This is a genomic window from Flavobacterium sp. CF136 (assembly GCF_000282055.1).
Lineage (GTDB): Bacteria > Bacteroidota > Bacteroidia > Flavobacteriales > Flavobacteriaceae > Flavobacterium.
In genome coordinates this window covers 1-26,704 of the sequence record NZ_AKJZ01000058.1, presented here as the reverse complement: position 1 = coordinate 26,704, position 26,704 = coordinate 1, and the positions used below count along the sequence as shown (strand labels likewise).

At 34.0% G+C, this 26,704-nt stretch carries 25 protein-coding genes; 10 read left to right on the top strand and 15 right to left on the bottom strand.

Features of this window, described 5'->3' with window-relative positions; genetic code table 11:
- The first annotated feature begins 14 nt into the window (after nt 1-14).
- Nucleotides 15-425 (top strand): hypothetical protein, encoded by a 411-nt coding sequence (locus tag PMI10_RS16540; RefSeq protein ID WP_007810126.1) that lies wholly within the window; start codon nt 15-17, stop codon nt 423-425.
- A gap of 96 nt (nt 426-521) precedes the next feature.
- Here the strand turns inward: PMI10_RS16540 and PMI10_RS16535 are convergent, their stop codons facing one another.
- The gene (locus PMI10_RS16535) at nt 522-962 is read right to left on the bottom strand and encodes a DUF4268 domain-containing protein (RefSeq protein ID WP_007810124.1); all 441 of its coding nucleotides are present in this window, start codon (nt 960-962) and stop codon (nt 522-524) included.
- A gap of 93 nt (nt 963-1,055) precedes the next feature.
- Here PMI10_RS16535 and PMI10_RS16530 point away from each other — a divergent pair, with 93 nt between their 5' ends.
- Both PMI10_RS16530 and PMI10_RS16525 read left to right on the top strand, forming a co-directional pair.
- A complete protein-coding gene (locus tag PMI10_RS16530; protein WP_007810122.1) occupies nt 1,056-1,706 on the top strand; it encodes an NUDIX hydrolase in 651 nt (216 codons plus the stop codon).
- A gap of 126 nt (nt 1,707-1,832) precedes the next feature.
- Nucleotides 1,833-2,663, top strand: coding sequence for a lysophospholipid acyltransferase family protein (locus PMI10_RS16525; protein ID WP_007810120.1), 831 nt, complete (start codon nt 1,833-1,835; stop codon nt 2,661-2,663).
- A gap of 153 nt (nt 2,664-2,816) precedes the next feature.
- Here the strand turns inward: PMI10_RS16525 and PMI10_RS16520 are convergent, their stop codons facing one another.
- The 3 genes from PMI10_RS16520 to PMI10_RS16510 all read right to left on the bottom strand — a co-directional run bounded on the left by PMI10_RS16520 (nt 2,817) and on the right by PMI10_RS16510 (nt 5,161).
- Entirely contained in the window at nt 2,817-3,449 is a 633-nt protein-coding gene (locus PMI10_RS16520) for a hypothetical protein (RefSeq protein WP_007810118.1), read from the bottom strand.
- Between the two features lie 8 nt (nt 3,450-3,457).
- A complete protein-coding gene (locus tag PMI10_RS16515) occupies nt 3,458-3,952 on the bottom strand; it encodes an RNA polymerase sigma factor (RefSeq protein ID WP_007810116.1) in 495 nt (164 codons plus the stop codon).
- 144 nt (nt 3,953-4,096) lie between these two features.
- The gene (locus PMI10_RS16510) at nt 4,097-5,161 is read right to left on the bottom strand and encodes a DUF3810 domain-containing protein (protein WP_007810114.1); all 1,065 of its coding nucleotides are present in this window, start codon (nt 5,159-5,161) and stop codon (nt 4,097-4,099) included.
- A 103-nt stretch (nt 5,162-5,264) separates the two neighbouring features.
- Here PMI10_RS16510 and PMI10_RS16505 point away from each other — a divergent pair, with 103 nt between their 5' ends.
- The 3 genes from PMI10_RS16505 (at nt 5,265) to PMI10_RS16495 (ending at nt 8,326) form a co-directional block, all read left to right on the top strand.
- Nucleotides 5,265-5,774 (top strand): sigma-70 family RNA polymerase sigma factor, encoded by a 510-nt coding sequence (locus PMI10_RS16505; protein ID WP_007810112.1) that lies wholly within the window; start codon nt 5,265-5,267, stop codon nt 5,772-5,774.
- Nucleotides 5,775-5,850: 76 nt separating this feature from the next.
- Nucleotides 5,851-6,729: a PhzF family phenazine biosynthesis protein gene (locus tag PMI10_RS16500; protein WP_007810110.1), complete on the top strand. Its 879-nt coding sequence runs from the start codon at nt 5,851-5,853 to the stop codon at nt 6,727-6,729.
- A 136-nt stretch (nt 6,730-6,865) separates the two neighbouring features.
- Nucleotides 6,866-8,326, top strand: coding sequence for an aminoacyl-histidine dipeptidase (locus PMI10_RS16495; RefSeq protein WP_007810107.1), 1,461 nt, complete (start codon nt 6,866-6,868; stop codon nt 8,324-8,326).
- Nucleotides 8,327-8,583: 257 nt separating this feature from the next.
- Here the strand turns inward: PMI10_RS16495 and PMI10_RS16490 are convergent, their stop codons facing one another.
- The 5 genes from PMI10_RS16490 to PMI10_RS16470 form a co-directional block, all read right to left on the bottom strand.
- Entirely contained in the window at nt 8,584-8,922 is a 339-nt protein-coding gene (locus PMI10_RS16490) for a DHCW motif cupin fold protein (RefSeq protein WP_007810102.1), read from the bottom strand.
- 84 nt (nt 8,923-9,006) lie between these two features.
- Nucleotides 9,007-9,780 carry a carboxypeptidase-like regulatory domain-containing protein gene (locus PMI10_RS16485; protein ID WP_007810100.1) on the bottom strand — a complete coding sequence of 258 codons (774 nt, stop codon included), beginning with the start codon at nt 9,778-9,780 and terminating at the stop codon, nt 9,007-9,009.
- Between the two features lie 88 nt (nt 9,781-9,868).
- Nucleotides 9,869-11,791 carry a DEAD/DEAH box helicase gene (locus PMI10_RS16480; RefSeq protein ID WP_007810098.1) on the bottom strand — a complete coding sequence of 641 codons (1,923 nt, stop codon included), beginning with the start codon at nt 11,789-11,791 and terminating at the stop codon, nt 9,869-9,871.
- Nucleotides 11,792-11,987: 196 nt separating this feature from the next.
- Nucleotides 11,988-12,563: a non-canonical purine NTP diphosphatase gene (locus PMI10_RS16475; protein ID WP_007810096.1), complete on the bottom strand. Its 576-nt coding sequence runs from the start codon at nt 12,561-12,563 to the stop codon at nt 11,988-11,990.
- Nucleotides 12,529-12,900 carry a ribosomal maturation YjgA family protein gene (locus tag PMI10_RS16470; protein WP_238539477.1) on the bottom strand — a complete coding sequence of 124 codons (372 nt, stop codon included), beginning with the start codon at nt 12,898-12,900 and terminating at the stop codon, nt 12,529-12,531. Before PMI10_RS16470 ends, PMI10_RS16475 begins: the two co-directional genes overlap by 35 nt.
- A gap of 194 nt (nt 12,901-13,094) precedes the next feature.
- Here PMI10_RS16470 and PMI10_RS16465 point away from each other — a divergent pair, with 194 nt between their 5' ends.
- Nucleotides 13,095-13,544 carry a YhcH/YjgK/YiaL family protein gene (locus tag PMI10_RS16465; protein WP_007810093.1) on the top strand — a complete coding sequence of 150 codons (450 nt, stop codon included), beginning with the start codon at nt 13,095-13,097 and terminating at the stop codon, nt 13,542-13,544.
- 51 nt (nt 13,545-13,595) lie between these two features.
- Nucleotides 13,596-14,000: a hypothetical protein gene (locus tag PMI10_RS16460; RefSeq protein WP_007810091.1), complete on the top strand. Its 405-nt coding sequence runs from the start codon at nt 13,596-13,598 to the stop codon at nt 13,998-14,000.
- A gap of 43 nt (nt 14,001-14,043) precedes the next feature.
- On the opposite strand, the gene PMI10_RS16455 is transcribed toward PMI10_RS16460, so the two are convergent.
- Entirely contained in the window at nt 14,044-15,555 is a 1,512-nt protein-coding gene (locus tag PMI10_RS16455; protein ID WP_007810089.1) for an FMN-binding glutamate synthase family protein, read from the bottom strand.
- 27 nt (nt 15,556-15,582) lie between these two features.
- Nucleotides 15,583-16,371, bottom strand: a complete 789-nt coding sequence (locus PMI10_RS16450) for an NYN domain-containing protein (protein WP_007810088.1) — start codon at nt 16,369-16,371, stop codon at nt 15,583-15,585.
- Between the two features lie 282 nt (nt 16,372-16,653).
- Here PMI10_RS16450 and PMI10_RS16445 point away from each other — a divergent pair, with 282 nt between their 5' ends.
- Nucleotides 16,654-17,916, top strand: coding sequence for an aminotransferase class I/II-fold pyridoxal phosphate-dependent enzyme (locus PMI10_RS16445; protein ID WP_007810086.1), 1,263 nt, complete (start codon nt 16,654-16,656; stop codon nt 17,914-17,916).
- 120 nt (nt 17,917-18,036) lie between these two features.
- On the top strand, nt 18,037-18,516 hold the full coding sequence (locus PMI10_RS16440; RefSeq protein ID WP_007810083.1) for a hypothetical protein: 480 nt from the start codon (nt 18,037-18,039) through the stop codon (nt 18,514-18,516).
- Nucleotides 18,517-18,703: 187 nt separating this feature from the next.
- On the opposite strand, the gene PMI10_RS16435 is transcribed toward PMI10_RS16440, so the two are convergent.
- The 4 genes from PMI10_RS16435 to PMI10_RS21750 all read right to left on the bottom strand — a co-directional run.
- Nucleotides 18,704-19,135, bottom strand: coding sequence for a hypothetical protein (locus PMI10_RS16435; RefSeq protein WP_007810081.1), 432 nt, complete (start codon nt 19,133-19,135; stop codon nt 18,704-18,706).
- Between the two features lie 213 nt (nt 19,136-19,348).
- Nucleotides 19,349-23,020, bottom strand: coding sequence for a phosphoribosylformylglycinamidine synthase (gene purL, locus PMI10_RS16430; RefSeq protein ID WP_007810079.1), 3,672 nt, complete (start codon nt 23,018-23,020; stop codon nt 19,349-19,351).
- A 394-nt stretch (nt 23,021-23,414) separates the two neighbouring features.
- On the bottom strand, nt 23,415-25,256 hold the full coding sequence (locus tag PMI10_RS16425) for an endonuclease (protein ID WP_007810077.1): 1,842 nt from the start codon (nt 25,254-25,256) through the stop codon (nt 23,415-23,417).
- A 69-nt stretch (nt 25,257-25,325) separates the two neighbouring features.
- Nucleotides 25,326-26,704 (bottom strand): fibronectin type III domain-containing protein (locus tag PMI10_RS21750; RefSeq protein WP_007810075.1); only part of this gene is annotated, 1,379 nt, incomplete at its 5' end.

Sequence of the window (26,704 nt, the reverse complement as noted above, 5' to 3'; positions counted from 1 at the left end):
CTTAATTATACTTTATGAATACTATTCGTGTCTATATATTGTTTCTTTTTTTAGGATTTGGTTTGCATCAATCCTATAGTCAATCCTATCGTTTTAAAACTTCAGGGTTTAGTGTTTTAGAAAAAAATGATAAAGGAAAATGGGGCGAATGGTCAAACCTTGATTTGGTTAATCTTTCTGTGGTTCTGGATACCGATAAACACAGAATTGTAGTATACTCGCAGGAAATACAACTGTTTAATATTATAGATTATATTGCAAGAGAAGAAAATGATACTGATATTGTTTATTCTTTTATCTGCAAAGATAATAATGGTGTTGATTGTAAAATATCAATTATTACCCGAAAAAAACAAGACTATCGCAAGCAGCTTTATATTAATTATGATGAACATATTATTTTGTATAACATTGTTACAGTGTGATTTATGTGAACTCATAAAATATGAGACAATCATCCATTATTATAAAATTCAAACTTTTTGATGCGTGATGAATACCTGCTTATAAGTAAGTATTTATTAATTGTTTTCAATATCTTTTATAAACTCGTCATATTCCAAATAAAACATTTCTAAAGCATTCATTTTTTCAAAAAAGAAGTCAAAAATACTTTCCCAATTATTACGATTACTGAATCCGACCCCTTGTTTCTCGATCCAAATTCGGCTAATTGTTTTACCACTCTCTAAAGTGTAATTTTTTTCGAAAACTAAATCTTTGATAAACTCTTCTTCCAGAATGTTTTTTAAAGCTTCTATTTTTTCGAAATAAGCAGTTCGTTTCTCATCACTTCGGTGTTCGATATCAATTAAAACCTGGGCTTTTTTATTATCTACATAAAACTTAAAAGAGAAATCTTTAATCTTGGTATCATAAAGGACCCATTTTCGTGGATGTTTTTCGGCGAAAGCCACCCAAAATTCTCTCTTTAATTTTTGTGATTCTTCTCTGCTGTACATTTATTATGGCTTTAGATCCGGGAAAACTTGTAAAAACGCGTTTTCTGGACTATATTTATACTTTGTTTGAAAGTACAAAAATAAACTTTGATTATGGATTTTCAAGATTTTTTGCAACATGTTCCTAATTTAATTCCGGTTGAATTGCCTGCTGAAAAAGCACATGTAAAAATGGCTCCCTTAGAAAGGGTTACGCTGATGAAAAATCTTGATCTGTCTGAAAAAAAACCAAGAATAGCTGCTGTTATGATGTTGTTTTACCCTAAAAACGGAAAAACACATCTGGTATTAATCGTTCGGAATGCTTATGATGGGGTTCATTCTTCTCAAATTGCATTTCCGGGAGGCAAATATGAAATTTCAGATGCCAATTTTCAGGAAACAGCTTTACGGGAAACACACGAAGAAGTTGGGATTTCATCTGAAAAAATAGAAATTATAAAGCAGTTTACACCAATGTATATACCGCCAAGTAATTTTTTAGTTCATCCTTTTTTAGGGATTTCATCACAAGAGCTTTCATTTTATCCGGATATTAGAGAGGTAGCCGATATTATAGAATTGCCGCTTTCAGTTTTTTTAAATGATGAAATTATAATCGAGGCCACATTATCAACTTCTTATGCTGCTAATGTTTTGGTTCCGGCATTTAATATCCAAAATCATGTAGTTTGGGGGGCAACGGCGATGATATTAAGTGAATTAAGAGATGTTTTAAAAATTACTTTTGAAGAAAATATATGAAAACATAAAAATAACAATTTGATATTCATTAGGATAACGATTTGTTTTTGAAATTGCTTAAAAGTATTACCAAATAAATAATTTTTGTATGTTTGCGACTTAACTAAAAAATACAATAACAAAGCTATGGGGTTGTTTAAACGAAATCCTTTCGGACATATATTATTCATCAAGAAATGGTTAATCCGTATTTTAGGAGCCATGACTCACCGAAGATATAGGGGCTTTAATGAATTGCAGATTGAAGGATCTGAAATCATTAAAACTTTGCCGGATACAAATGTTTTGTTTATATCAAACCACCAGACCTATTTTGCCGATGTTGTAGCGATGTTTCATGTTTTTAATGCAAGTTTATCAGGACGCCAGGACACGATTAAGAATATTGGTTATTTATGGCAGCCTAAAATGAATATTTATTATGTTGCGGCCAAAGAAACGATGCAGGCAGGTTTACTGCCAAGAATTTTAGCATATGTGGGTGCTATTACAGTCGAAAGAACATGGCGTGCCAAGGGTGTTGATGTTACTGAAAAACGAGATGTTAACCCAAATGATACTGAAAATATTAGAATAGCGCTTGAAGATGGCTGGGTAATTACATTTCCGCAGGGAACTACAAAATCGTTTAAGCCTGTTCGAAAAGGTACCGCACATATCATTAAACAACATAAACCTATTGTAATTCCGATTGTGATTGACGGTTTCCGCCGTTCGTTTGATAAAAAAGGATTACGAATGAAAAAGAAAAATATTCTGCAGTCTTTCATCATTAAAGAACCTCTTGACATTGATTATGAAAATGATACGATTGACGAAATTGTTGAAAAAGTAGAATACGCGATTGAGCAGCATCCATCATTTTTAAAAGTTATTCCAGCCGAAGTAATAAAAGTTGAGGAAGAACTTAACGAAAAGAGAAGATGGAGCTATAAGGCATCAGAAAATGAAAATTAGATTTATAAATGTTTTTATTTTACGCTTGCATCTCCAATCCGACTTTCGGTGTAGTTGGTTTCAAATTATAGAAAAAAACTTAGTATCTAAGAGATGTAATAACTTTCAAAGAAAACCTTTTAATCTTTGCTTTTGCCTTTCACAACTTTCGTTTTAGAAATCAATTTTCTTCAATTCCTTATAATTGGTATATAAGCGACGTAACAGTGTTCCGTACAGCAACCTGTAAAAACACCAAAACATACCTAAAAATACTAGTGTTACCAAGAGTAAAATTCCGCCAGTAATAAATATTGTTTTACCATTCGCAGCTAATTTGTCTTTTAAAAATGCCATGTCAGGATTGTATACAAAAGCAATAAAGAAGCTAATAATGGAGCTTATAACGGCCATCCCTAAATTGTACCAAACATAATATTGAACGGTTTTTCGGGTTTTTAAAATACTGCTCATTAGTAATTTTGTAGATTCTGTGGCAGATATAGTTTTGTAGTTTTTATAGAAAAAATAGACAAAAACCAAAACCACGACATAATTGAAGTATGTTAAAACTTCAAGATAAAAAATCATTTCAGGATGATTTATCTTAATAAGCATTTCGTCAGTGCTGAAAAATAAGTTTGAAACTGTCCAGAATAAAATTTCTAAAATGCTGATAATCAAAATCCACTTTACAATGGAAGATGATTTTTTATGAATCATTTTATAGATTTCATTTTCTGAAATTTGTTCAAAAGAATCGGCGTTCTTTTTCCAGTCTTTTTTTAATAAATCCAGTTCTTTCATAATAATTTTTAAGGATTTAGTATTTTTTTAAGTTTCCCTTTAATTCTGTTCATTTTCACACGTGCATTCACTTCGCTGATCCCTAAGGTTTCTGCTATTTCTTGATAATCTTTGTCTTCTAAATACATAAAAACTAATGCTTTTTCGATGTCATTGAGCTGATAAACGGCTTTATACATCAATTTAATCTGTTCTTCCTCTTCATAGTTGTAATCAACATCCTTCACAAAATGCTGATGACTTTCATAATCTACGGTAGATATGGTTCTTTTGGTTTTTCGATATAAGGTAATGGCTGTATTTAAAGCAACGCGATACGTCCAGGTCGAAAATTTACTGTCGCCTCTAAATTTAGGATACGCTTTCCAAAGCTGAATGGTGATTTCCTGAAACAAGTCTTTATGAGCATCTTCGCCAGCAGTATATAATCTACAAATTTTGTGGATTATATTCTGATTTGCCTGCAATTGCGCCACAAATGACTGTTCTAGATTTTCGCTCATATAGGTATTAGTAGTATTGAAATCTATTTTGTTACAATGAATTGTTTTTTTGCCACGAATTTCACAAATTTATCGAATTATGATTTAGTTTTTTAATTAATGATTAAGAGCATTCGTGACAATTCGTGCAATCCGTGGCGGCCTTTATAATTTTCGTGTTTTATAATAATTCACCATCAAATCTACAAACTTGCTATAACCTTCCATGCCATCTTTTTGATGGTTTATTTTTAAAAAATTGTCGTAAAAAACATGGAAACCTTCATCAATAAAAGTATCATATTGTTTCCAGAAATCGTGACTCTCCTTATAGTTTTTTAAAATGCCAACGTGGACTGTTTTCTTTAACTGATTAAAAATATTCTCGTTTTTAACCTGCCAAATTCCTAAGCAGTAGCGCAAAGCAAAACTATAACCGGAATATTGATAATATAAATTTTTATTTTTAACAGATGCTAAAACACCAATAAAATTACATTCACTTTCGCTGGCAAAACCCATTTGATGCGCCATTTCGTGACAGGTTGTAGCGGGAAAATTGTACATTGGCAACAAATCATTTACCTGAGCTTCATTAGTAAACGGATTCAGATAACCGCCAAATCCCATATAAGTCAGAGGCAGGCTGAAAAGTGATTTTTTAACGCTCAAAATTTCATATTTAAAGAAAGGATGTTCTTTCGCAAGGTTTTTATAACCATTTAAATTCATCTGAAAAGCTTGTTCCTGTGAATACGGAAAAACTATTTTAGAACTGTCTTTTTTTGTTATTTGAAGCTGAATTTCATTCGTTTTTACAATTAGTTTTTTAGTAAAAACAAGCAATTCGGTATCGGTATATTCTCTTTTTATTTTCATTTTTTCAAAAAGAGGTTCCCTGTAATAATTCAATGCCCAAAGGACATGAAAGAAAAAGTAAAATATAGAAAGACAGCTTAAAACCTTTAAAATATTGTCTTTCCATTGCAACTTCCAGGTTTTTCGTGATGTCCAAAGCCATCGAATCAATAATATAATCAAAACAGAGTAAATACAATCGCCAACAGAAAAAGGAATCCTGCCTAAAACAATTCTCGAAAAATGTGAGATTTTTAAATATAACCCATTGCTGTAAAAGTGTTCTGTAAACTCAGGAAAGAATGGTAAAATCTTTAAAATAATAATCTGTACAAGAAGTAATAGAGGTAAAATGTATTTTCTTTTTAGCATTTTGATTTAATAAATTATTGTAAATATAAGAAACTATTTTTGCTGATGATTTTGTTATTATCTTTATAAATAAAATTTCTTACTTCTTAAAAAATGGATTTATATGGAAAACGAAATTCAAAATATATGGAAAGACCTTCATCAGGAGCTTCAAAAGTTTATTTTTTTTAAAGTAAAAAACAAACAAATAAGTGAAGATATTTTACAAGATGTATTTTTGAAAATACAATTGAAAGTACATAACTTAAAAGATTCTTCAAAACTTACTTCGTGGGTATATCAAATTACAAGAAATACCATTTTGGATCATTTTCGAAAGGATAATAATCTTTTCTCTCTCGAAAGTATTGATATTGCTAATGCTGATAATGATGAGAATTTTTCAAAACTTAGTGATTGTATCAATAGTAAAATAAACAATTTACCAAATAAATATAAAGAAGCTCTATTGTTGACGATTCTAAAAAATTTTTCTCAAATTGAATTGGCAGAATATCTTGGGATTTCTTATTCAGGTGCCAAATCAAGAGTACAGCGAGGTAAAGAAAAAGTAAAGACGCTTGTTTTAAATTGTGAAAACAAAGACGAACTGAATCTTGATAACTTTAGCTAGAAATAATTTTGCGTCTTTTTTTTGATGTTACCGTCTATAGTTTAGAAATGAATTATAAATTCTAAAAAATAGAGAAATGAAAAAACTGAAAAAAGTTGAGGTTCAAATTGTAAATGCCTTTGTTGATAATGATAAAGGAGGTAATCCTGCGGGAGTAGTTCTTAATGCAGATGATTTTACAAATGAAGAAAAATTAAAAATTGCTGCTGTAGTTGGATTATCAGAAACTGCGTTTGTCTCAAAATCAAATGTTGCAGATTTTAAATTGGATTTCTTTACTCCAAAAAGGCAAATCGCCCATTGTGGACATGCAACAATTGGTGCTTTTTCGTATTTAAGTCAGTTAGATATGATTGCAAATCCAAATTCTTCAAAAGAAACTATTGACGGAAAAAGAGATATAATGATAAATGGCGAACTGGCTTTTATGGAGCAGAAAGCACCGGTTTATAAAGATGTTTCGGATAAAAAGAAAATAATTTTAGAATCTTTATCATTAAATGAGAATGATCTTCCGGAGAATGCACCAGTCTTACTGGTTAGTACAGGAAATTCGTTTATAATTATTCCTGTTTTAAATACCAGTGTTTTAGAAAAAATTAAACCTCAATTTGATTTAATTGAAAAGATTAGCGAAGATTTAGATTTAATAGGATATTATGTTTTTACGCAGAGTGAACATTCAGGACGAGACGTAACCACAAGAATGTTCGCGCCAAGATACGGAATAAAAGAAGAAGCAGGAACTGGTATGGCTGCTGGACCATTGGCATGTTATTTATATGATAAATTGAATTTTAACCAATCAAAATTTTTAATAGAACAGGGTAATTTTATGCAGACTCCTTCACCAAGTTTAATTTATGTTGATTTAGTTTTGGAAGATTCAAAAATAATTAAACTTATGGCGGGAGGCAAAGGAATAAGTGTTTCTAAAAAGGTTTTCGAAATATAATAAATAGGGAAAAAAAGTATAGTGGTTATATATATTTTCGGATACATAATTTTTAAATACAATATTTTAGTATCGAAAAAGAATTTAAACTTTGTAACTTTGGAGCTCTTAATTGTTAAACTTCAAACAAAATATAATGAGTCAGGAAATAAGAAATCTGGAACCTAAAGCGCTATGGAATAAATTCGCCGATTTGAACGCTGTTCCGCGTCCATCAAAAAAAGAAGAACGTGTAATTGAGTTCATGAAGAACTTTGGAAATAGTTTAGGTTTAGAAACTTTTGAAGACGAAATTCGAAATGTAATTATCAGAAAACCTGCAACTCCGGGAATGGAAAATCGTAAAGCAATTGTTTTGCAAGGACATCTTGATATGGTACATCAAAAAAACGCAGATACCGTTTTTGATTTCGATACTAGAGGTATTGATATGTATGTTGATGGTGACTGGGTTCGTGCCCGTGGTACTACGCTCGGAGCGGATAATGGGTTAGGAGTGGCAACTATTATGGCTATTCTGGAAAGTAAAGATATTCCTCATCCTGCAATTGAAGCTTTGTTTACAATCGATGAAGAAACCGGAATGACAGGTGCATTAAACTTAAAAGGCGGAATTCTTCAAGGTCAGATTTTATTGAATTTAGATACTGAAGAAGATGATGAAATAGATATTGGATGTGCCGGTGGAATTGATGTAACGGCTACAAGAACGTATCATGAAGAAGAAGTTCCGGAAGGTTCAGTTGGCCATATTATCACCGTAAAAGGATTAAATGGCGGTCATTCAGGAATGGATATTCATAAAGGTTTAGGAAATGCCAATAAAATCATGAACCGTTTGTTATTTGATGCTTTTGAAAACTTCGGTTTACAAGTGGCTGAGATTAATGGGGGAAGTTTGCGAAATGCAATTCCGAGAGAAAGTGTAGCGAAAGTAATTATTTCAGAGATGTTTGATGAAGCCTACATTTTTGATATGCAGGAAATTATCAATGATATTAAAGCTGAATATAAAACTACTGAACCAAATCTTTCTATTGAGATCGTGAAATGTGATTTGCCTGAAAAAGTAATGGATTTAGGAGTTCAGGAAGGAATTATTCGTGCCATTTATGCAGCTCATAACGGGGTTTACAGAATGAGTGCTGATATGGCTGATTTGGTTGAGACTTCAAATAATATTGCCCGCGTTATTGTAAAAGATGGAGAAATATTGGTTGGATGTTTAACACGTTCTTCTGTGGAAACTTCGAAATTTGATTTGGCTAATTCGTTGCGTTCTGCTTTTGAATTGGTTGGATGTGAAGTTGAACTTTCAGGTTCTTACCCAGGCTGGACACCAAATGTGAATTCAGAAATATTAGAAGTTTTAAAGGATATTTACGAAAAACAGAATAATGAAAAGCCTAAAGTTGTAGCTTGTCATGCAGGTTTGGAATGTGGGATTTTAGGAACGAATTATCCGGATATGGATATGATTTCTTTTGGGCCAACAATTCACGGAGCGCATTCTCCTGATGAAAGAGCAAGTATTTCTTCGGCTCAAAAATACTGGAAATTTGTATTAGAAATTCTTTCGAATATTCCGGTTAAATAAGTTTTTAGTCTCAGTTTGCAGTCACGGTTTTCAGTTGTAAATACTAAAAACTGCGACTGCGGCTGAATACTAAATTTAATCTCTTTTCGGAGCGTTTTTCTTCTCTCTCTTTTCTTCTTTCTTTTCTTTTGCGGTTTTAAGAGGTTCTTTCTTTACCGTCTTTTTTGCATCCTGACTCTTTGCCATATCTTTTAATTTTAGTTAATTCAATTGTATATGAGTAAATGTACACACAATATTTTAATTTGTTTGTAATATTATTTTAGAAAATCACCATCTATTATTAACAACTCAACTCCTTTGGTGGTTATTGAGCGATGAGAACTTACATCATCAGAAACTATATAAGTCATTCCTTTTGAAAGGCTGAATTTTTCTCCGTTCTCTAATTCGCTAATGAAATCTCCTTCAAGACAATGTACAATATGTCCTTTCCGGCACCAGTGATCGGCAATGTAATTTTCAGAATAAGTGACTTTTCGAATACGCAAATTTCCTAATTGTATAGTTTGCCAATATGCTTTTCCTGTTTCTCCAAGGTGTTCCGTTTTTGAAATTTGATTCCAGTCAATTGTTTGAAAAGGTATGGCAGACATATTTTTAGATTTAAATAATTAAGGGGGTTGGTTTAAAATAAAAAATCCCCAATTCATAATTGAGGATTCATTTATAAGAAATAATTAATTTCGTTTTAAGACTTTGTATTGTTCATAACAGCCGCTTATGGCATCCATAATTTGCAGATCGTTTGCTTCCTGAATAAAAGCATCAGAATAACTGCAGCGATGCAAAATTTCAGGGATTTCATCTTTGCTTATCCCTAAGAGTACCGAAATAGTTTCACGGTCATATTTAGATTCTAAAAGATTCCTCACAGTATCATCTTTTTTCATCTCTTTTAGCTTCTTGAGTTCTTTTGCGTTTTTTCCAAAGAAATTATAAAGCATATCAGCCGGATTGAATATTGAACCCAATACTTTTCCGAATGCATTAGGCGAATATTCACCTGCTTCATAACCTTGTGTAAGGCCTGAAATACTATAACGATAGTTTTCTTTGGTTGGGATTAATTTTGAATCGACTTCAAGATAACCGGTTAGATTAAAAGGAGCAATAATAACTTCTTCAAGTGCAATTGCTTTTTCAGTAAGCTGAATTCGTGTTACTTTATTTTTTATCCAGTCATTAGTAACCCTGATTCTTAGAGATTGAAATCCTAAAATCGAAAAATGTAATGTGTCATTTACCTGTACATCAATTTCAAAATACCCTTTGGAATCAGACATTGCACCACGTACTTTGTTTGTATTGATGACATTTACATTAGGAAGAGGTTGTTTACTATTATCGTTAATAATGTAACCGGACACTCTTTGAGGGACTGTAGGTTGAGTCTCTTGAGCAAAACCTATGCCTGATAGTAGTATAAAAAAGAAAACTGCGAAATATTTCATATCCTGATTTAAAGCACTAAAAGTAGTAAATCAGGATTAAATATTTCGCAGTCTCCGAATATAATTATCAGAAAATTAACAAAGAGAATTAATCTCTTCTTGGTCTTCTTGGTCTTGGCGAATCACCAAAGCTTTCAGAACGTCTTGGAGCTCTGTCTGAACCTCCTTCGGTTCTTGGTGTTGAGCTTCTAAAACCACCTTCTCTTTTTGGAGCAGATGAATTTCTGTCGCTTCTGAAACCACCACCTTCTCTTGGAGCTGAGCTTCTGTCGCTTCTAAATCCACCACCGCCAGAACCTTCACGTCTTGGAGCAAAGCTTCCTTCACGTCTTGGTCCGCCAGAGCTTCTTCCGCCACCGCTGCGTCCATTATGGTCACGTCTTCCGCCACCATCATTTTTAGAAATTTCAACATTAATACGACGTCCTTCTAATTGTACGTTGTTTAATACTTCCATAACTTTATCAGTATGCTCAGGATCAGTGTTAAAGAAAGAGAAACCTTCTTTTACATCTACCTTGAAAACATCATCACGACCTAAGTCTAATGTTTCTTTCAGGTAATCCTTAAGTGTCATCCAGTCGAAATTGTCTCTTGAACCGATGTTTACAAAATAACGAACTGCTCCGTTATTATTGAATTCTCTTGGCTCAGAATCACTTCTTTCACGTCTTTCAGAACCTGAAGACTGATTTGAAATATCTCTGTTCTTTTTGTAGTAAGCAATAAAACGGTTAAATTCTACAGATACCATTTTCTTGATCAATTCTTCTTTGGATAAACCTTCAAGAACATTATTGATTGCCGGAAGATAGTTGTCAATTTCGTGATCAACTTCAGTATCTTTAATTTTGTTTGCTAAGTGCAATAATTGAATTTCGCAGATTTCGATTCCGGAAGGAATTGTTTTTTCTTCGAATTTTTGTTTGATAATTCTTTCGATAGAAGAAATTTTACGTAATTCGCTTTTAGTAACAATTACGATAGAAGTTCCTAATTTTCCAGCTCTACCAGTACGTCCGGAACGGTGATTGTATGTTTCAATCTCGTCAGGTAATTGGTAATTTACTACGTGAGTAATATTATCAACGTCAATACCACGTGCAGCAACGTCAGTAGCAACAAGCATCTGAATTTGTCTTCCACGGAAAGATTTCATTACACCATCACGTTGCGCCTGAGATAAATCCCCGTGCAATGCAGCAGCGCTGTATCCATCTTCAATTAACTTTTCAGCTACAGCTTGTGTGTCTCTTTTAGTACGACAGAAAACCACAGAGAAAATATCCGGGTTTGCATCGGCTAAACGTTTTAAAGCTTCGTAACGATCACGTGCATTTACTAAGTAAAATTCGTGAGAAACCGTTGCAGAACCTGAATTTTTAGTTCCAACTGTAATTTCTACAGGATCGCTCATAAATTGTTTTGCAATTCTGGCAACCTCTTGTGGCATAGTTGCAGAGAACAACCATGTACTTTTTTGATCCGGAGTATCTGATAAAATAGATACGATATCCTCATAAAACCCCATGTTCAACATTTCGTCAGCTTCATCTAGAATACAGTAATCTATATTTTTAATGTTTACTAATCCTCTGTTGATCATGTCTTGCATTCTCCCCGGAGTAGCCACAATAATCTGTGCTCCTCTTTTAATTTCTCTGGCTTGCTCTGTAATACTAGCCCCGCCGTAAACTGCTACCACATTAATACCTTTTTCGTATTTTGAGTAGTTTTTAAGTTCGTTGGTAATCTGTAAACAAAGTTCTCGTGTTGGCGATAAAACTAATGCTTGTGTATTTCTGTTGTCAGCATCAATTTTTTGAATTAGCGGAAAACCGAAAGCTGCCGTTTTCCCTGTCCCTGTCTGAGCCAACGCAACCATATCTGTGTCTTTTTCCAATAATAGGGGAATCGCTTTCTCCTGTACTTCTGACGGATTCTCAAATCCTAGATCTAAAATCGCCTTCAGTAACGATTCATTCAATCCTAATTGTTCAAATTTATTCATATGTATTTTTAAAATAGGGTGCAAAATTACTGTTAATTATTCAGATAAACTAATGCAATTTTAATAATTATGCATTTGTTATGATTTGATTATCAAAAAGTTATGTTTATCGTAAAAACAATTTGATAAGAAATCTAAAAATTTACGTCTGAAAATATAAATTTTACCTATTTAAATGTTGTATTTCAAACAATTATTAGATGGAGTTCAGGAAATCAATTAGTTGCCGTGTCGCTTTTCCGCGATGACTGATTTTATTTTTAACTTCAGAAGATAATTCGGCAAATGTTTCACTATAGTTTTCTGGCTGAAATATCGGATCATATCCAAAACCCTGATTCCCTGTTTTATTCAAAATAATAGTTCCTTTGGCAATTCCGGTAAAAAGAGATTGCTTTCCTTTTAAGTTCAATGCAATAACAGTTTTAAACTGCGCACTGCGATCTGATTTTCCTGATAAAGCTTCTAAAAGTTTTTTCATATTATCATTTGCATCACGCTGCTCACCCGCATAACGAGCGGAATATACGCCAGGGTCATCATTTAAAGCCGTAACCTCTAAACCTGTATCATCAGCAAAACAGTCATAACCATATTTTTCAGTTACATAATTGGCTTTCAAGATGGCATTTCCTTCGATTGTGTCAGCAGTTTCGGGGATTTCCTCGTAACAGCCAATTTCTTCCAGACTTAAAATTTTGATGGTTTCAGGAAGAATGCTTTGTATTTCTTTGATTTTATTTTTGTTGTTTGAAGCGAAAACGAGATTCATGAGCGTAATATTTTAAAATGATTTTTTCGATAATAAAAGCAATGGCAACTCCAAAAGTATAGGCTAAAAGATCACTCCATAAAAATCCCTGTCCGAGGGCATATCTTCCAAAAAGTGTTTTTCTAAGAGTAATGATCCATTCAGCCTGATAAAGTTGTAAAAACTCGATACAATAACAAATCAATAAAGAAATAATCATTATTTGAATTGCTTTCTTATTAATAAACAATATTCGAATCAGCACATACATCATAACCGCATAAAGCAAATCACCAATACATAATGGAATCACAGCTATTTTTCTGGAAATAATTCCAAGAAGAATAATCGATATCAATATAAAGAAATAATATATTCTGGGGGTTTTCAAGTTGAATGCTGTGTGCTTTTATAATAGTTTTGAAATACAAACTTACAAATAACAGAAGTATTTACAAGTGATACGGAACTTCAGGATTTGAAATAAAAATTTATATACTATTTTTACAACTCAGAATTAACCAAACCTACAATTAATACAGAATAGAAATTATGATTATAGATTCTTTAGAAAATGCAGTTAAATACGAAGCTTTGCACCCATCTTTCAAAAAAGCTTTTGATTATTTACGCCAAAATGATGTTCAAAATCTTCCGGACGATTTTAAGTATGAAACTGAAGGAGTAAAATTTTTCGGATTTAAAGGTAAAGGAAAAACTAAAGAAGAAAGTTTAGCAACTTTTGAATGTCATGATAAGAATATTGATATTCAGTTTTGTATCAGCGAAACCGAGACTTTTGCATGGAAACCAAGAGAAAATTGCAAAACTCCAAACGGAGGATATAATGAAGAGAAGGATGTGCGTTTTTTTAGCGATGCTCCGGATATGTTTTTTCAGCTAAAAGAAAATCAATTTGTAATTCTTTTTCCGGAAGACGTGCATGCTCCAATGATTACAGACGGAATGCTAAATAAAATTGTAATTAAAGTAGAAATATAATTCGATTTTATTTGAAGTAATACAATAACAACGAATCTAAACCTACAAAATATGATTAAGAAAATAACCCGAATTTTATTTGCTGTATTTTTTGCCCTGCTAATGATAAGTTGTAAAAATACAAAGCAAAAACTTCAGGAATATGTTGCTAAATACAATATTGAGGCAGCAAGTTTTAAAAGCGAAAATGTAACGCTTACTACCGCGAGGGGCTATCTGAATGACAACAAAATTGAATTAAGATTTGAAACAAATTTAGAAAACAACGAAACAAATAAAAAAAAGGCCGAAGAGAAATTTCCTGTTTTACTAAAGGGGATGATAAAGAAAGGTCAGATTTCTAAGGAATTAATTGAGGAAGGTGTCGCATTTCATGTTTATTTTTTAGCGAATGATAATACTGTTTTTGTTAAACAGATAATTAATAAAGAAGAAATGGACGCGCTGTTGAAATAAAAAAAAAAGCCTTTTTGTGTAATTCAAAAAGGCCTTTTAGTTTTTAATGCTTGGTAATATTTGTAAAATTATCCGGGAAATAAGAATCTGATAAATGAGTAAATTCATCACCACGCATGAAAATATTGATATCAACATCGGCAAAGCTATTTTTTCCGGCTGCTGCCAAAAGTTCATTCGCCGCGTGCAGTGTATTTTTATGAAAATGATAAACGCGATCTGATTTATCGGTGACAACCAAACCTTTCATGAGCATTTTATTCTGAGTAGCTACACCTGTTGGACATTCATTATTATGACAGCGTAGTGCCTGAATACAGCCTAAGGAAAACATAAAGCCTCTTGCGCTATTACACATGTCTGCGCCTAAGGCAATTGCATGAAGAATGGAATAGCCCGAAATGATTTTTCCACTGCCTATAATTCGTATTTTATCACGGATATTAAGGCTTACCAAAGTTTTATTAACAAAAATTAAAGCGGGTTCAAAAGGCATTCCAACGCCATCGGCAAACTCTAACGGTGCAGCTCCGGTGCCACCTTCTGCACCATCAACAGTAATGAAATCAGGATAAGTATCTTCGGCAATCATTTCGTGGCAAATGGCTTCAAATTCAGTAGTGTTTCCAATGCATAATTTAAAACCTATAGGTTTTCCATTAGATAATTCCCGTAGTTTCGCTATAAAATGTATTAAACCTTTAGCATCGGAAAATGCACTGTGGCTTGGAGGCGACAGAATCAAAGTATGTGGTTCAACTCCTCTTATTTTTGCAATCTGTACTGTGTTTTTTGCTGCAGGAAGAACTCCTCCATGACCTGGTTTTGCTCCTTGAGATAATTTTATCTCAATCATTTTTACATTGGTAAGATTGGCTTTTTCTTTGAATTTTTCAGGACTAAAATTACCATTTTTATCACGACAGCCAAAATAACCTGTTCCAATTTGCCAGGTAATGTGACCTCCGCCTTCCAGGTGATAATCGGTTAATCCGCCTTCGCCCGTGTTTTGATAAAAATTTCCTTTTTGAGCACCAATATTCAACGAACGAACGGCATTTTCGCTTAGCGAGCCAAAACTCATTGCCGAAATATTTAATAAGGAAGCTAAATAGGGTTGTTTACAGTCCTTTCCGCCCACTAGTACACGAGGTAATTCTTCATTGACTTTTGCCGGAAAAATAGAGTGTTTAATGCCTTCATAACTATTATGGTTAAGGTCTAATTGTGTTCCGAAAGGAGAGTTGGCATCGATATTTTTAGCCCTTTGGTATACTAAAGAACGCTGATTTCTTGAAAAAGGCTTTCCGTCAGTTGATCTTTCTATGAAATATTGCTGAATTTCGGGTGCAATCATTTCAAATAAATATCTGAAATAACCTAAAACCGGAAAGTTTCTTAAAATAGCATGCTTCTTTTGAATGGTATTATAAAATCCAACAACCAATAAAACAGGTAATATAAAGAGTAGCAAATAACCACGATTGGTATAGTAATAAATTGTAGCAACAATTAGAAACAATAAAAATCCATAAATGAAGAATTTTTTTCTCATGTTTTTAAACTTTAATAATGTAATAAATTAATTGAATCGTAGACGGACATACACATGTTTAATTCCTTTTTTGTCCGACTCTCTTTCATCAATTTCAAGAATATCGGTTAATGATTTTAACATGGGTGTAAGTTTGGAAAAACCATAATTTCTAGGGTCAAATTCGGGTTTTTTCTTCACGATTAAGTTCCCGACATCTCCTAAAAATGCCCAGCCATCATCGTCCTCAATATCTTCGATTGTGGCTTCGATAAGTTCAATTGTGGCAGCATCAATTTTTGCTAAAGCTTTTGCAGCAGGTTTTTCAATAGTTTTTTTAGTATCGGTTGTAGTAGTTGTAGTTAGTTTTGGTTTTTTCTTCTGAATGGCACCATCCAGAACTTCAATATAAATAAATCGGTCACAGGCAACGATAAAGGAATTTGGTGTTTTCTTTTCTCCAATACCAATCACTTTCATACCGGATTCCCGTAAGCGAATGGCAAGACGTGTAAAATCACTGTCGCTGGAAACTATACAAAAACCATCTAATTTACCGGAATAAAGTAGATCCATGGCATCAATAATTAATGCGGAATCAGAAGAGTTTTTACCTACGGTATAGCTATATTGCTGAATGGGAGTTATGGCATGTTCGAGTAAAACAGCTTTCCATCCATTAGAATTTGGTTTAGTCCAGTCAGCGTATATTCTTTTTGTAGTGGGTGTTCCAAATTTTGTTATTTCTTCCATCATACCTTTTACATTGCTGTAGGGTACATTGTCGGCATCAATAAGAACGGCTAGTTTTAGGTCTTTGGTATTGCTTAAAGCCATTATGTCAGGTATTAGTTTTTTTGTATAAAAAGCTTTTAAAATTAATAAAAAATAAACAATTATAAGGGTTTGTGCTGAATTTATAACAACTTTAAATTGTTAATCTTTGTTAAATGAAATTTAGATTTTACGAAGAATTTTACTTCAAGTCAGAATATTTTGCTTTAAAAGTTTATTAAACAGTGATTTTGAATCCGAATCATTTTTAAATTATTATGATAACACCGAATAAATATTTATTTTTGCTCGCTGATTAAGTTAAAATTATTACTTCAATATATTATGGTAAAAGATTTATTCGAAAGAATTCAGAACAATAAAGGGCCATTAGGAAAATGGGCTTCACAAGCAGAAGGTTATTTTGTATTTCCTAAATTAGAGGGAGACTTAGGACCAAGAATGAAATTTCAGGGGAAAGAGGTTTTGAACTGGAGTCTGAATGACTATTTGGGACTTGCAAACCATCCGGAAGTACGTAAGGCTGATGCAGATGCGGCGTTAGAATTTGGTGCAGCAGCTCCAATGGGAGCACGTATGATGAGTGGTCATACTAAATATCACGAACAATTAGAAAATGAATTGGCTGCTTTTGTAATGAAAGAATCGGCTTATTTGTTGAATTTTGGTTATCAGGGAATGGTGTCTATTATTGATGCTTTGGTAACTAGAAATGATGTGATTGTATATGATGTTGATGGACACGCCTGTATTATTGACGGGGTTCGTTTGCATAGTGGAAAACGTTTTACGTATAAGCATAACGACATTGCAAGTATGGAGAAAAACCTGCAGCGTGCTACGAAATTAGCTGAAGAAACAGGTGGAGGAATTCTTTTTATTACCGAAGGTGTTTTTGGAATGCGTGGCCAGCAAGGTAAGTTGAAAGAGATTGTAGAAATGAAAAAGAAATACAATTTCCGTCTTTTGGTTGATGATGCACATGGTTTTGGTACGCTTGGTAAAACTGGTGCCGGAGCAGGTGAGGAGCAGGGAGTTCAGGACGGAATCGATGTTTATTTTTCTACGTTTGCAAAATCGATGGCTAATATTGGTGCTTTTGTAGCTGCTGATAAAGACATCATTGATTATTTAAAATACAATTTACGTTCTCAAATGTTTGCCAAAGCATTGCCGATGATTCAGACAATTGGTTCTTTGAAACGTTTGCAATTATTACGTGATAACCCGGGATTGAAAGACAAATTATGGGAAAATGTAAATGCTTTGCAAAATGGTTTGAGAAGTAAAGGGTTTAATATTGGTGACACCAATACTTGTGTTACGCCGGTTTATCTTGAAGGAAGTGTACCGGAAGCGATGGTAATGGTAAATGATTTAAGAGAAAACTACGGGATTTTTTTGTCGATAGTAATTTATCCGGTAATTCCGAAAGGAATGATTTTATTGCGCGTTATTCCAACAGCTCCGCATACGTTGGATGATATTGATGAAACACTTACTGCTTTTGAAGCTATCCGTGAAAAATTAGAAAACGGAACATATAAAGAAATTGCAAGCAGGACTAAAGTAGATTTAGATGCTTAGCATTAAAAAATGATTACCTCTTTTATGGGAATTATGTAAAAGAATCCATTCGTTATACGAGTGGATTTTTTTTTATTTAAAGTAAATTTATATTCTAAATCACTTTAAAAAAGAAGAATTATGAAAAAAATATCAGCAATAATATTTATTATGTTTAGTGTTTTTATTTCCTGTAAAAAAGAAACGACGCTTCCACCTCCTCAAATAACTCCAAATCCTCCAAAGGAAGCAGAAATTGTTGAGCCGGCAGGAGATCAATGTTACGTTTCATCAGAAAATAACAATACCATAAAATTGAGTTTTAATATAAACTCACATCAGGAAGTAAACGGGAAATTAAGCTATAATTTATACGGTAAAGATAAAAATGAAGGGACTTTGATTGGTAATATGAAAGGTGATACCTTAATTGCTGATTATACTTTTTTATCAGAAGGTATATCATCAATTAGGGAAGTTGCTTTCCTGCAAAAAGACGGAACTTTTATTGAGGGTTATGGACCAACAACAGAGGCTAATGGAAAGGTAAGTTTTACCGATAAAAAAACATTAAAATTTGATGCAAAAAATACACTGCTTAAAGTTGATTGTACAGAATAGAAAGTATCTTTAAAATAAGGTAATAACTAAAAACGTCCGAAAATTTTTCGGACGTTTTTAGTTATAAGTTTTTATGAGTTTTTTTCAATCCATTTACTGGAGTTGTCTGTAACTACTTAAATTCGGGATTACTAGCAATTGAAAAAGCAAAATATCCTAGTAGTTAATGTTTTAGTCGTATAAACCTTTATTGTACGTTGTAATCCTCGTAAAATTTTATTCTATCGCCCATCAAAAATATTTTTTTCTTAGCAAAATGAATAGAAAACTGGCTATACATCCATTCGTCGCTGTCTTCCGTTCTGTACCAAAATGTATACGAAGCACTGTTGTATCCTTCCTTCAGTATAGCAGTACCTTCCCAATTACATTCTATGCCCCAATTTATTTTTTTTCTGGTCATATCATCATATTGTATCACTCCGGTTCCATCTTCATTTAAAACCGTGCTTGGCTCTTTTTTCTCTGGAGGCAAGAATGTACCGGTAATATGATAAGGAAGGGTATTGGTAATATAATGTTCTTTTGATTTATATACGATTTTATCAACCTGAACTTGTGAATGTGATTTTATAGTAACAAAAAATAAGATAAAAAGGAATGCTTTTAGGATTTTCATTTTACGTAGGTTTTAGGTTTTGTAACTTTTTCTAAAAATGGGGAATTTCTTTGGCTAATATACTTTAATTTTTGCAAGAAAATAACCATTCATTTTTGAATTTAACTTAAAAGTTAAATTCAAAAAAATAATTATTTTGAAAAGAGATAATCATAAAAAAAAGTCTCAGCAATATGCATATTGCTGAGACTGTCTATATAATGAAAACTAAATTTAGTTTTTCTCAATCCATTTTCTTGCATTGACAAACGCTTCATGCCAAGGCGAAACCTCGTCATTTCTGTCTTTTGGATAATGTGCCCAGTTCCATTGGAAAGTCGAACGCTCAATATGTGGCATCATCACCAAATGTCTTCCGGTTTTGTCACACATCATTGCAGTGTTATAATCAGAACCATTTGGGTTTGCAGGATAACCTTCGTAAGCATATTTAGAAACAATGTTGTAATTTTCTTCCGGTTCCGGTAAATTGAATTTTCCTTCTCCGTGAGAAACCCAAACTCCTAAAGTACTTCCGGCCAAAGTAGATAACATTACCGAATTATTCTCCTGAACTTTTACAGAAGTAAAGATACTTTCATGTTTGTTACTTTCGTTATGAAGCATTTTTCCGTGCACTTCATGTTCCGGGTTAATTACCTCCAATTCCATAAACAACTGGCATCCGTTACAGATTCCGACAGATAAAGTATCTTCTCTTTTAAAGAAATTATCCAAAGCAGTTTTTGCTTTTTCGTTGTATAAGAAAGCTCCGGCCCAGCCTTTTGCAGATCCTAAAACATCTGAATTAGAGAATCCTCCAACTGCACCAATAAACTGAATATCTTCCAGAGTTTCACGACCGGAAATTAAATCCGTCATGTGAACATCTTTTACATCAAATCCTGCCAAATACATAGCATTTGCCATTTCACGCTCAGAATTACTTCCTTTTTCACGGATAATAGCTGCTTTTGGTCTCTCGACTCCGCTCGAGATGACAGGCTTTTTACCAGTGAAATGCGCTGGGAAAGTATAATTTAAAACCTGATTTTTATAATTTTCAAAACGTGCCTGAGCTCTTCCGTTTTTAGATTGTTTTTGATCTAATAAATAAGAAGTTTCAAACCAGATATCTCTGTAATTTTTTATGTCTAAAGTCCAAAGTCCAAGGTCTAAAGTCTCGGTAGTTGTCGCTTTTCCTAATTTGAAAAATTCGATATTGTTAGCTTTCAATTTCGCTTCAACAGCTGCATCAGATTTTGCCTGGAAAACAATTCCGATGTTTTCCGCGAAAAGGATTTTCAATAAGTCTTTTTCCGCGAAAGCACTAAAATCAATTTTAGCTCCCAGATTTACATCAGCAAAACACAATTCTAATAAAGTAGTAATCAAACCACCGCTTCCTATATCATGTCCGGCTAAAATTTGGCTTTCACCGATTAATTCCTGAATGGTATTAAATGCATTTTTAAAGAAAGAAGCGTCTTTAATGGTAGACGTTTCATTTCCGATTGTGTTTCTGATTTGTGCAAAAGATGAACCTCCTAATTTGAAATCATCCTGAGACAAATTGATATAATAAATAGAATCTCCGTTTTTCTGTAAAACCGGTTCTACTACTTTTCTAATGTCTGTACAATTTCCTCCAGCCGAAATAATAACCGTTCCCGGTGCAATTACTTCATCATTTGGATATTTTTGTTTCATCGAAAGTGAATCTTTTCCTGTCGGAATATTGATTCCCAATTCAATTGCAAATTCTGAACAGCCTTCAACGGCAGCGTACAAACGAGCATCTTCTCCTTCATTTTTACAAGCCCACATCCAGTTTGCAGAAAGTGAAATTCCTTTTAATCCGTCTTTAATTGGCGCCCAGATAATGTTTGATAACGATTCACCAATTGCATTTCTAGAACCCGCAACCGGATCAATCAAAGCGGCGATAGGAGCGTGGCCAATAGAAGTTGCGATTCCTTCTTTCCCTAAATAATCCAGAGCCATAACTCCAACGTTATTCAAAGGCAATTGTAACGGACCTGCATTTTGTTGTTTGGCTACTTTTCCGCCCACACAACGGTCAACTTTATTGGTTAGCCAGTCTTTTGAAGCAACCGCTTCTAAACGTAAAACGTCTTTTAAATATTTTTCAAAATCAGCTGTGTCATAAGAAACTGCAGCATATTTTCTATCGATAGTTTTATCTGTCATAACCGTTTTAGGAGAACTTCCAAAGAAATCTTCTAAAGCATAATCCATCGGTTTTGAACCATTTGATTGTGATTGAAAAGTAAAACGGTGATCTCCCGTTACATCTCCAACCTGATACATTGGCGAACGCTCTCTGTCGGCGATTCTTTGTAAAATATCAATATCTTTTTGACCAATAACCAATCCCATTCTTTCCTGAGATTCGTTACCGATAATTTCTTTTGCAGAAAGTGTTGGATCTCCAACCGGTAATTTATCCAAATCGATTAAACCTCCGGTTTCTTCCACCAATTCCGAAAGACAGTTTAAGTGTCCTCCAGCCCCGTGATCGTGAATAGAAACAATTGGATTATGATCGCTTTCTACCAAACCACGAATGGCATTGGCAGCACGTTTTTGCATTTCCGGATTTGAACGCTGAATCGCATTTAACTCAATTCCTGAACCGAAAGCTCCTGTATCTGCAGAAGAAACTGCAGCACCACCCATTCCGATTCTATAATTTTCTCCACCAAGAATAACGATTTTATCGCCTTCTTGTGGTTTCTTTTTTATTGCCTGATCTAATTTTCCGTAACCAATTCCGCCTGCCTGCATGATTACTTTATCGTAACCAATTTTACGGTCGTTTTCTGAATGTTCGAAAGTTAAAACGGATCCTGTAATTAACGGTTGCCCAAATTTATTTCCAAAATCAGAAGCTCCATTTGAAGCTTTGATTAAAATATCCATTGGAGTTTGGTACAGCCATTTTCTTTCTTCCATTGCGTTTTCCCAAGACCTGTCACCCTGAGCGGAGTCGAAGGATTTCAAACGGGAGTATGAAGTCATGTAAACTGCAGTTCCTGCCAATGGCAATGATCCTTGTCCACCTGCTAAACGGTCACGAATTTCTCCTCCTGAACCTGTTGCAGCTCCATTAAAAGGTTCTACAGTTGTTGGGAAATTGTGTGTTTCAGCTTTTAAAGACAAAACCGAATCAAATTCTTTTATTTCATAAAAATCAGGTTTGTCAGCTGTTTTTGGTGCAAACTGCTGCACTTTTGGTCCTTTTACAAAAGCTACATTGTCTTTGTAAGCAGATACTATATCGTTAGGATTTTCCTGTGATGTTTTTTTGATTAATTTGAAAAGAGAAGTTTCTTTTTCTTCTCCGTCAATTACAAAAGTTCCGTTGAAGATTTTGTGACGACAGTGTTCTGAATTAGCCTGAGAGAAAGCGAAAATTTCAGAATCGGTTAACTTTCTTCCTAGTTTAACCGCTAAATTATCTAAATAATCTACTTCTTCCTGGCTTAAAGCTAAACCTTCGACTTTATTATAAGTTGCAATATCATCGATTTCCAAAATTGGCTCCGGTTGGACGTTGATAGTGAAAATTTCCTGATCTAATTGATTGAATTTTTGTGAAAGCATCGGATCGAAATCAGTAAAATCTTCCGTTGCCGGATGAAATTCTTCAATTCTGATAATGCCGGGAATACCCATATTCTGAGTAATCTCTACAGCATTTGTACTCCATGGTGTGATCATAGTGGCACGGGGACCAACAAAAAAATCCGTCAGTGCGGATTTTTCGATCTTATTAGAGTTGGCAAAAAGCCAGTTTAGTTTTGAAATGTCTTGAGCCGAAATTTCGTTTTGCGTTTGTACTGCAAAAACAGTTTTGCTTTGGTTTTCAAAGAAATGGATCATTGTGATGGGTAGTTTGTTGTATTGATGTGCAAATTTAGTGTAAATAAATAGTAAGCGCAAATTTGAAAACAAACTCTTTTGAAAAAAAGTCAGAACGTTTTTTTTTCACCATATGCGTAGAGACACACAGCAGTGCGTCTACTTAATATTTTAGATTTCTCGCAAAAAGACAAGTTTTTAATCTCGCAAAGTCGCAGAGTTGCAAAGTTTTAGTTTCACGCAGATTTGGCAGATCGAGCAGATTTTAACGCATTAGAAAGATTTATAAATCTGCCAAATCTGCTTTAATCTTTTTAAATCTGCGTGAAATAAAAGAAGCTTCCGCAGTAGTAACTTAAGTAAAACAAAAAAAGCGGCAATTTGCCGCTTTTAATTATCTGGTAACTGGTTTTAATTAGTTGATTATTATCTTTTTAATCAAAGTTTTGGAATCTTTTACAATTTTAACCACATAAATTCCTTTTGCAAGATTACTTACTGCTATTGCAGGATCTATAGCATTTTGTTTTTCGAATACTTTTTGACCTGAAAATGAAACAATTTCAATAGAATACGGAGTTTCAAAAGTACCTAAACCAACATTGAAATTTCCATCAGAAGGATTTGGATAGATGATTATTTCATCTGATTCTGAAACAATTTCTTCTTCAACCGGTCTTGCCATTTTACTCGCTAAATTGTTACAAGTATCAGTCGTGTAAGAATCCCATTGTGAACTTAAATTAAAGGTAGTTGTAGGTGAAGTTACAGTTGATTTTCTTCTTAAGGTTACATCAGCTGCAAAGTTTGCAGTTCCACCGCTAAATGTTCCGATGATGTCAATAAGAACTCCATTTTTAAATAAACCTACAGCATCATTTCCGTTAAAAGTAAGTTCGGTTGCTGTTGTCGAAATATTAGCGGCACTGGTTAAAAAACAAGTTGAAGAAATCGAACTGTTAACAATTACATATTTGCTTCCACTGCTCAATGTTCCGCTCAAAGTTAAACCTGTACTCCATGAACCGGCACCATTTGTTTGTTTTTTTATGGTGTAAATTGACATGCTAACGGAACTTCCTGTATTATTGGCAATTTCCAAAGCTTTATTGTTACTTGAACCTTCAATATATTCAGAGAAAAGTAAATCGGTTGCAGTTCCACCGCTACTATTGGTAGTAACCGCGATTGTACTGCTTGACGCAGAAGCATTTCCGGCAGCATCTTTGGCTTTTACATAAATTGAATAACTTGTTGAAGCCGTTAAACCAGTAATAGTGGCTGTTAATCCTGTCACAGTCGTTTTTAAAACACTATTTGCATAAACATCATAACCCGTAACGCCAACATTGTCTGTAGAAGCTGTCCAACTCAAAGAAATCGAAGTAGCAGTTTTTGAGGTTGATGCTAAACTCGTTGGAGCTGTTGGAGCCGTAGTATCTGTAGAAGATGTACCTCCCCAAATCTGATTCACATATTCAGGATGATCAATAAACGGATTTCTATTGTTTTGACGTGCATAAATCGCATTATTTCTGGCAATTTCTCTTGCACTAACAGGATCTTGAGCATTCCAGGCTAACAGAAGGTTTAAGAAAGCCGTTGTAAATACTTTATTACTGGAACCGTCAAACATGGCGTATGAATATCCGGCAACGGTATTTTCGTATCTTGTTGCGAAGTAAAAATACATTCTGGCAATATCTCCTTTAAACGCATTGATAGGTTCAAAAACAGTTCCTGAATATCCAGATACAGAACTTGATCCCAATTTTCCTCCATTTTGCGAAGTATAAGTTGCGGAACTTACAGTTCCATGGGGATAATTTGAACGCATTCCATTTACTTTTCCGTCTGTTGGTGTAATAAAATGTGCATCGGCAACCATTGGTGATTGTTCGTTGAATACAGATTGCGGAATGATATGTTCTCTGTTATAACAATCTCCTTCTACAGAATAACTTCCACATCTTTGTGTGCTTCCAGTACTATAATTATAAGGATCTGTTCCTGATGGGTTTTCAGAATACATATCCAGAACAGTTCCGTCATTTTCATAAAAATTGTCAACATCAGAAGTTTGATAAGTAGTGTATAAACCGGCATATCCGTTATCGGTATGACCTTTAATAATGTTGTATAATTGTGTTTTTAGAGTGTAACCGGTTCCTGTTGCCGTGTTGTAATATCCGGATGGAATTTGTGCAAATGAAAAAACTGAAAAAAGTAATGCGAGAATAAGTAGTTTTTGTTTCATAATTTTTTTTGATTTTAGGGGTTGTTGTATCAAATATTAAAAAATGTTCTATTTTCGGGATACTTAAAATTAATTAACAATTATTTTCTTGGTAATTGATTTGGAATCTTTGGTCACTTTGACCAGATAAGTGCCTTTTTGCAGGTTAGTTATAGATACAGAAGAACTTTGCGTGTTATTAGTTTCGAAAAATTTCTGCCCTAATAAAGAGAATATTTCAACGGAATGAACAGTATTGGAATCTTCAAAAATAATATTGAAATTCCCTTTTGATGGATTTGGATAAATTTTGAACTCGTTTTGGCTCAAGGTTTCAAGCCCCAACCCAGAAAAACAGGTCCAGGAAATGTCATCAAATGCCACACGATTTGTAGTGGTACTGTTATTGGTAATACTAATTATCACATCACCTTGAGTATTGATTCCAGAAATGGTTGTTGTTGTAGCTGTAGTGCTATACGGAATAGTTCCAACAACACTTCCATTGACGCGAAGATTAAAGGTTCCGCTGGTTCCACCAAATTTTAATAGAGTTGTAACCGTTAAGTTTCCAATACCGTTTGAAGCAGTGGAGGCAGTAAGCGAACCATTTCTCACTGTAATTGCTCTCGTGTTTAAAGTTTGATCCGTACGAGCGTCTGTTGCTGTCCAATCCAGTCCGGAATCTCCTGTCCAGGTTCTGGTAGTATACGATGATGCATTTGCAGGAATGTTTTCGAAACTTTCGCTGGCGCAAGAAGATGAAATAACAGTAGTTGTTCCGTTTATTGAGTTACTTTGAAGGGAAGAATTTTCCGCAGCATCTTTAGCGATTACATAAAAGGAATAAGTTGTTGTAGGAGCAAGTCCATTTACTATTGCAGTTGTTCCGGAAACTGTAGTTTTTAAAACAGCGTCGACATAAACATCGTAACCGGTAACTCCAATATTATCCGTGCTGGCAATCCAACTCAACGAAACTGTGCTTGAAGAACTGCCTGTGACAGCCAGGTTCGATGGTGCGGTTGGATTTTGGGTATCTGGAATAACAATAGTCGTTGTGCCATTTACCGAATTACTTGTAGGAGAAGAATTTACGGCGGCATCTTTTGCAATAACATAAAAAGAATAAGTAGTAGATGCTGAAAGTCCGGTTATTGTAGCTGTCAGCCCTGAAACTGATGTTTTTAAAACGCCATCCATATAAATATCATAACTGGTTACAGCCACATTATCCGTCCCGGCTGACCAACTTAAAGAAACAGTACTGGACGTTGTGCCGGTTACTGCTAAACCGGAGGCAGCTGTTGGATTTTCTGTATCTGGAACAGGATTCCAAACAGCTTGGACATATTCAGGATGATCAATATATGGATTTCTGTTGTTTTGACGTGCATAAATCGCATTGTTTCTGGCAATTTCTCTTGCGCTTACAGGATCCTGTGAATTCCAGGCTAACAGAACGTTTA